The sequence below is a fragment of the Candidatus Eisenbacteria bacterium genome (assembly GCA_035712145.1).
Classification (GTDB): domain Bacteria; phylum Eisenbacteria; class RBG-16-71-46; order RBG-16-71-46; family RBG-16-71-46; genus DASTBI01.
The window spans coordinates 1-5,269 of the sequence record DASTBI010000069.1; the positions used below are offsets into that span (position 1 = coordinate 1).

9 protein-coding genes are annotated in these 5,269 nt (G+C 65.2%); 2 read left to right on the plus strand and 7 right to left on the minus strand.

Annotated features, from left to right (window positions below; genetic code table 11):
- Together VFQ05_04135 and VFQ05_04140 are read left to right on the plus strand one after the other, a co-directional pair.
- Positions 1 to 1,266, plus strand: a 1,266-nt coding sequence (locus tag VFQ05_04135; GenBank protein ID HET9325939.1) for a DUF3466 family protein, incomplete at its 5' end; no start/stop codon positions are given.
- Positions 1,267 to 1,684: 418 nt separating this feature from the next.
- Positions 1,685 to 2,449 carry a hypothetical protein gene (locus VFQ05_04140; GenBank protein ID HET9325940.1) on the plus strand — a complete coding sequence of 255 codons (765 nt, stop codon included), beginning with the start codon at positions 1,685 to 1,687 and terminating at the stop codon, positions 2,447 to 2,449.
- A 1-nt stretch (position 2,450) separates the two neighbouring features.
- Here the strand turns inward: VFQ05_04140 and VFQ05_04145 are convergent, their stop codons facing one another.
- The 7 genes from VFQ05_04145 to VFQ05_04175 form a co-directional block, all read right to left on the minus strand.
- Positions 2,451 to 3,191: a hypothetical protein gene (locus tag VFQ05_04145; protein HET9325941.1), complete on the minus strand. Its 741-nt coding sequence runs from the start codon at positions 3,189 to 3,191 to the stop codon at positions 2,451 to 2,453.
- The gene (locus VFQ05_04150) at positions 3,188 to 3,394 is read right to left on the minus strand and encodes a hypothetical protein (protein HET9325942.1); all 207 of its coding nucleotides are present in this window, start codon (positions 3,392 to 3,394) and stop codon (positions 3,188 to 3,190) included. The genes VFQ05_04145 and VFQ05_04150 overlap by 4 nt, the downstream gene beginning before the upstream one ends.
- A 5-nt stretch (positions 3,395 to 3,399) precedes the next feature.
- Entirely contained in the window at positions 3,400 to 3,723 is a 324-nt protein-coding gene (locus VFQ05_04155; protein ID HET9325943.1) for a YtxH domain-containing protein, read from the minus strand.
- Positions 3,720 to 3,857 (minus strand): hypothetical protein, encoded by a 138-nt coding sequence (locus VFQ05_04160; protein ID HET9325944.1) that lies wholly within the window; start codon positions 3,855 to 3,857, stop codon positions 3,720 to 3,722. The genes VFQ05_04155 and VFQ05_04160 overlap by 4 nt, the downstream gene beginning before the upstream one ends.
- Positions 3,858 to 3,873: 16 nt before the next feature.
- Positions 3,874 to 4,089, minus strand: a complete 216-nt coding sequence (locus tag VFQ05_04165) for a DUF3185 domain-containing protein (protein ID HET9325945.1) — start codon at positions 4,087 to 4,089, stop codon at positions 3,874 to 3,876.
- A gap of 113 nt (positions 4,090 to 4,202) precedes the next feature.
- Entirely contained in the window at positions 4,203 to 4,553 is a 351-nt protein-coding gene (locus tag VFQ05_04170) for a transposase (GenBank protein ID HET9325946.1), read from the minus strand.
- Between the two features lie 16 nt (positions 4,554 to 4,569).
- A complete protein-coding gene (locus VFQ05_04175) occupies positions 4,570 to 4,929 on the minus strand; it encodes a hypothetical protein (protein HET9325947.1) in 360 nt (119 codons plus the stop codon).
- Positions 4,930 to 5,269 lie beyond the last annotated feature (340 nt).

Sequence of the window (5,269 nt, forward strand, 5' to 3'; positions counted from 1 at the left end):
CTCAACGGCACGGCGCGCGACATCAGCGCGATGGGTTTGGTTTGTGGCGTCGATGCCGGCCGTGCTTTCGTATGGCGACCAGCCAGTCCGAATGCCACCACCGGCACATTATCGATGCTTCCAAGCTTGATCGCGGGTTTCAGCTCCAATGCCTATGGCGTCAATTCCTCTGGCCTGGTCGTCGGGCACACCGGGGACGATCCTCTCGCGCAACACGAGGTGCCGGTGGTCTGGCTGCCGAATGGCTCGATCATCAGGCTGCATCTCTTCAACGGTGTCACGAGCGGGGGCCTGGCGAGTGGCATCAACGAAGCCGGTGAGATCACCGGCAGAAATGGCCTCTTCACGTCCGACGCGGCGCCCGTGCAATGGAACAGCGATGGAACCGGCACCTACCTGGGCAATCCTCCAGGCTACTCGAGCGCTGTGGGTTGGAAGATCAACGAAGTCGGAAGCATCGCCGGGATGGGCGATCCGAGTGATGGGGCGAGCAGGGTCTTCATCCATGCCAATGGCGAATACACGTTCCTGCCCCTGCTGCAGGGGGCGACGCTCAGCGCGGCCTACGACATCAATGACGCCGGCCACGTGGTGGGATCATCCACATTCAGGGGCGTCACCGCGTTCTTCTATGACGGATCGATGGTTCAGCCGCTCGCCAATGTGCCGGGGGATCTCATCCAGGTTTCCACTGCGCTGGGAATCAACAACCATGACCAGATCGTTGGCTATGGCAATCCGACACCCAACATCACGGGAGCCGTGATCTGGGAAAGCCCGAGCGCAACGCCTCAGTACCTGAACGCGCTCATCGATCCCAGCTCGCCCGGATACGTGAGTGCCTCGAATCCCGGCTGGATCGTCACCGAAGCCGTCGCGATCAACGATGCCGGCCAGATCGCCGCGCGGGGGCTGAGTACGAGTGGCGGCTCGTACAAGGCGCTGTTGCTCACGCCGGTCGATGGAACCACCGGAGTGAACCCAACGACTGCGCCGCTCGCGCTCGCGGTCGGTCCCAATCCCGCTCATGGCCCGGTTCGCGTGCAGTGGACCATTCCGCGGGCCGGCCACGTTCGACTTCGGGTGATGGACATCGCCGGCCACAACGTCGTGACGCTGCACGATGGCTTCGCGGGTCCCGGTACGACGGGCATCAGGTGGGACAGTCGTTTCGCCAATGGGCGAAAGCTGACGCCAGGGGTCTACTTCTTGCGCCTCGAGACATCCATCGGCGTCGCTTCCCGAAGGCTCGTTCTCATCCTCTAGGATGAGCCGTTGATGCGGCGCTCCTTGCCGGCGGCGGTGCGGCTGGCTGAGCTGCTCCGAAACGTCGGCTAGAAACTCAGGGTTCAAGGCGGGGCCCGCCCTGGGGAATAAACCTGCACGGCTCCTCGTCTCAAGTATTGACTGCGCCGTACGGCTCGCAGGGTCGGTGTCGTGGCTCTCCAACGTGGCCCTGCCGACGAGGCCACGCACGACTCCGCGGGCGCTGCGATTCCGTCCGCGCGGGTGGCGGCTCCGAAGTGATCGCGACCGTGCGCGAGCGGCCGTGACGGCGGGGCGCTTGTCGAGTCGCGCTCGCGGGCGTACGCTCGCGCTCCCTCGATCGGAGGCCGCGCTGTTTCGAGCCGCAGTACTCTGCGCTGTCTTTCTCTCCGGCATCCTTGCGAGCGGGTGCGCCCTCATGGGCGGCGCGCCCCCCGAACGCTACGACGGAAGCGCGACGCTGACCGAGGCGGCGAAGGAGGCCGCGAAGGACTCGACCGAGAAACGCAAGCGCCTCGACGTGGGCGACGAGGCGCCACCCACCTGGGGCGGGACCGAGGTCGAGGTGGGTGTGACGGACGTGCCGGGCGAGTCGCTTGCGCCGTCGGCATCGGGCGGCGGCGGTGGTGGCGGGCAGCCGTCCAAGATCCTGGGCGTGGTCGCGGGCGGCGGAAGTCTGGGCGGGCACGAATTCGAGGGATTCGGTTACGGCGGCCTCGACTTCGGCTTCTTCGGGGCCGATCGATTGCAGATCGATCTCGCCGGCCTGGTCATCTCCCCCAACCTCAGCGCCACGAGCCTGGCGGGGCAGGGACTGAAGGACGAGCTGGAGCTTGCCGTGGACCTGTCCGGGCGCTACTACCTCACGCCTCCGCACACCTTCCTCGCCATCTACCCGCTCGTGGGGATGCGAATCGGCACGTTGTTCTGGAGCTACCGCTCGCCGGTCAACGTGATCGCGGACGGTGGTCCGAAGACGATCGAGAGCGACCAACTCAACTACTTCGGAGCTTACGGCGGGCTCGGCGTCTCGCTGGCTCAGACCCGTAACTTCACGACCGGGATCAACTTCACCGCCGGCGTCCGCGACTACGACCAGAGTACCTACGAAGGGTTTAGCAACACGCTGTTCCCCACCACCGGCTACACACAGCTGGCCTTCGAGATGGCGATCAAGTTCTAGATCATGGGTGGGGCTGCGAGACGCATAGGACGCGGCGCTCGGCGTCCACCACTCGAACGGTCATCCACGAGCTGCGAGCCGCCATGCTCGAAATCGTCTGACTCGGAATTGCGACACGGGAGCCTGGGACGATCAACACGGCCTCGTCGCCGTCGGATTCCAAGGACTCCATGGACTGTTCAGGGTCACGGAAGAGAAATCGAATGCAGGTCGATCGCTCGAAACGCAGCTCCCCGGTGACGTGCACCTTGGCCCCGCCGTTCTGGCTTTCCTCGGGTGCGAACGTCACGTCCAAGGTCACTTCCACGGGAATGTGCAGGTCGAGGGTGAGCGGCACGCCTTGGAATTGCCCGACGTAGTGCTCGATCCAGGTTGGATCGTGTTCGGGGGCCGGAGTCCGCATCCATACGTCGTTGCCCTCGCGGGCCTGCGGTGCGAGATGCTGGAGTGGAGTCGGCATCGTGAAGTGGCGCGCTACGATCGTCGCAATCGCACGGTGGTTCTCGACGGATCCTCTTCCGTTGCCGTTCCCGCCGTGATGGTGGAACGCGATTTCAGCCCGCAGCTCCGGGAGGTGAACGTTGCCTGCCAGAGTCAGCGCCCGGTCGCTGTCGACTCGCCCTCGGTGCTCACTCAGCACGGTTTCCGCGTGGGCGAGCAGCGAAACCGAGGTGTGAAGACGCACGCTCGGGTCAGAGGTCTTCTCGAGGCTCTCGTGCTCGGCCAGACTGCTCCGCGTCATCGCCTGCCCCCCTGATGCCCGGCCTCTTCCTGCAGCGCCGCGCTCACATGGATTGGGATCTCGATTCGGCGGTTCTGCTGGCGCCCCGCTTCCGTCGAGTTCGATTTGGTGGTCTTGCTCATGGAGGCGCCGGTCGGCCAACCGAACCACACCACCGCCGCCGCCAATGTCGTGATGAACGCCAGACGTAGATTGGTACGCATCAGCCCTACTCCTTTGATCGGGGCGTCGGGGCCGTGCGCGGCTCATGTGCTTGTCCACCGTGCTCCAGCGTTTCGCTGCCGGCTCGCAGCGCCGACTCCGCGTCCTCTTTGAGCTCGTGGGCGAAGTCGCGCGCCTGGTCGAGCCTGTGCCGTGCCGCACCGCCCCAACGTCTCCCGGCATCGGCGAGACGGCGGCGAGTCTGCTTACCGGTCTCGGGGGCGAGCAGGAGCGCAATCCCGGCTCCCACCATCGCGCCGAGCACGAACCCCGTCGCGACCGATGAACCGGCGCTGCGCGGGGAGTCCTTGACCTGCGAATTCTCACTCACGAGTAGACCTCGGTGGCGCGGGCGAGCTGAATGCCTATGAGGAGCATCGTCAGCAACAGAGCGGCGCCGAACAGCGCACGACCGAGGAGCCGCAGCCTTTGGTCTGTCGAATGGTGTTGGACAGCAGTTCTCATCGAGGTTCCTCCTGTTTCATGAATGGCGTTTCCTGGGAGCCATCAGCAGAGCGATACCGCCAATCAACGCGATGCCTCCGACGATGGGCGACAGCGGAATGTTCTTCTGTTCGGTGGCAGTGGCCTTGAACGGGCCGACATCGACGACCGTCTTCTGCCGGTTGTAGCTGACCCCGCCATAAGCCAGCGCGAGGATTCCGAGAACCACCAGTGCGAATCCGAAGGTCTTCATGCTTTCATCCGTTTCTCTTGATCGGAGCGGTATCCGGCACCGCCCCGCGACCTGAAATGACGGCTCCCGCCCCGACTGGGGACGCCGAGAAGAGCGCCCGCCAGTCGGGCGGGCTACCGTGTCGACGCGTTACTGGAGCGCCGTCGCCTCTTGAGCACATCCAACTCCGCCCGCAGAAGCTCCAGCTCCACCGTCTGCTTCCCGACCAGCAGTTGCAGCTCGCGGATGTATTGGTCCGCTCGCGAATGGGTCGCCGCTGTCACGCGCCCCCTGGCCCCATCCAGGCCATTGGTTTCCTGAGACATGAGTCGCTTCCAGCGCTGCAGCAGGCTCGGCGCGATCCCCAGCTTTCGGCTGAGCTCGACGACGGTCATTTCGCCGCGCCATAGTCGGCCGACCTGCTCACGCTTGAAGTCGGCGCTGAAGATGCGCCGGCCGTCCGATTTGCGTGCGATGCGGGGCATCGTGCGTTCCCGCGCGCTAGGGGCGCACGGCGACGGACTCGTTGGTCGTGAATGTGAGGGGCGTGCCCGACTTGAGCACGACCTGATAGCCGTCCGAGGCGGCCACGACACCCGTCGCGGCGCCGCCACCGATCACCCCTCCGATGACCGTTCCCTTGGTCGAGCCGCTGACCGCATTGCCGATCAGGGCGCCGGCAGCCGCGCTACCCGCGATCGCACCGAGATTCCGCGCCCGCGTCGAGCCGGCGATGATGGCTTCCGTGCTGCCGTGCACCATGTACCGGTGTCCCGCGACCGTGATCGACGTCAGACCCAAGTCGAGCATCGCGCGATCGCCCTTCTCCGCGGCCTTGGCCCCGATGATCGTGCCGCTCACCGAACTGCCGGCCGGGATCCCTTGGGCGCCATTGATGACCGAACCGCTCCAGGAGTCCCCGGCATGGGCGGTTTCCGACGTGAGAGGAGTTGCGAGAGTGACTTCGATCGGCGTGCCGGAGGGGACGGTCAGATAGTTGCTCCGATTGCTCGCGGCGCTTGTGCCGGTTGTACTGTTCTGAGCGACCTTCTGTTCGTTGCATCCCGATAAGACAACGGCCGCGACAAGCGCGACGCTCGAGATGAAGTGTGTGTGACGCATGGGACGACTCCTTGGGTGGCAAGTGAAGACCTGCCGCGGGGTGGCGGCCTCCTCGCGGACGAGATGACGTTGGAGAAAG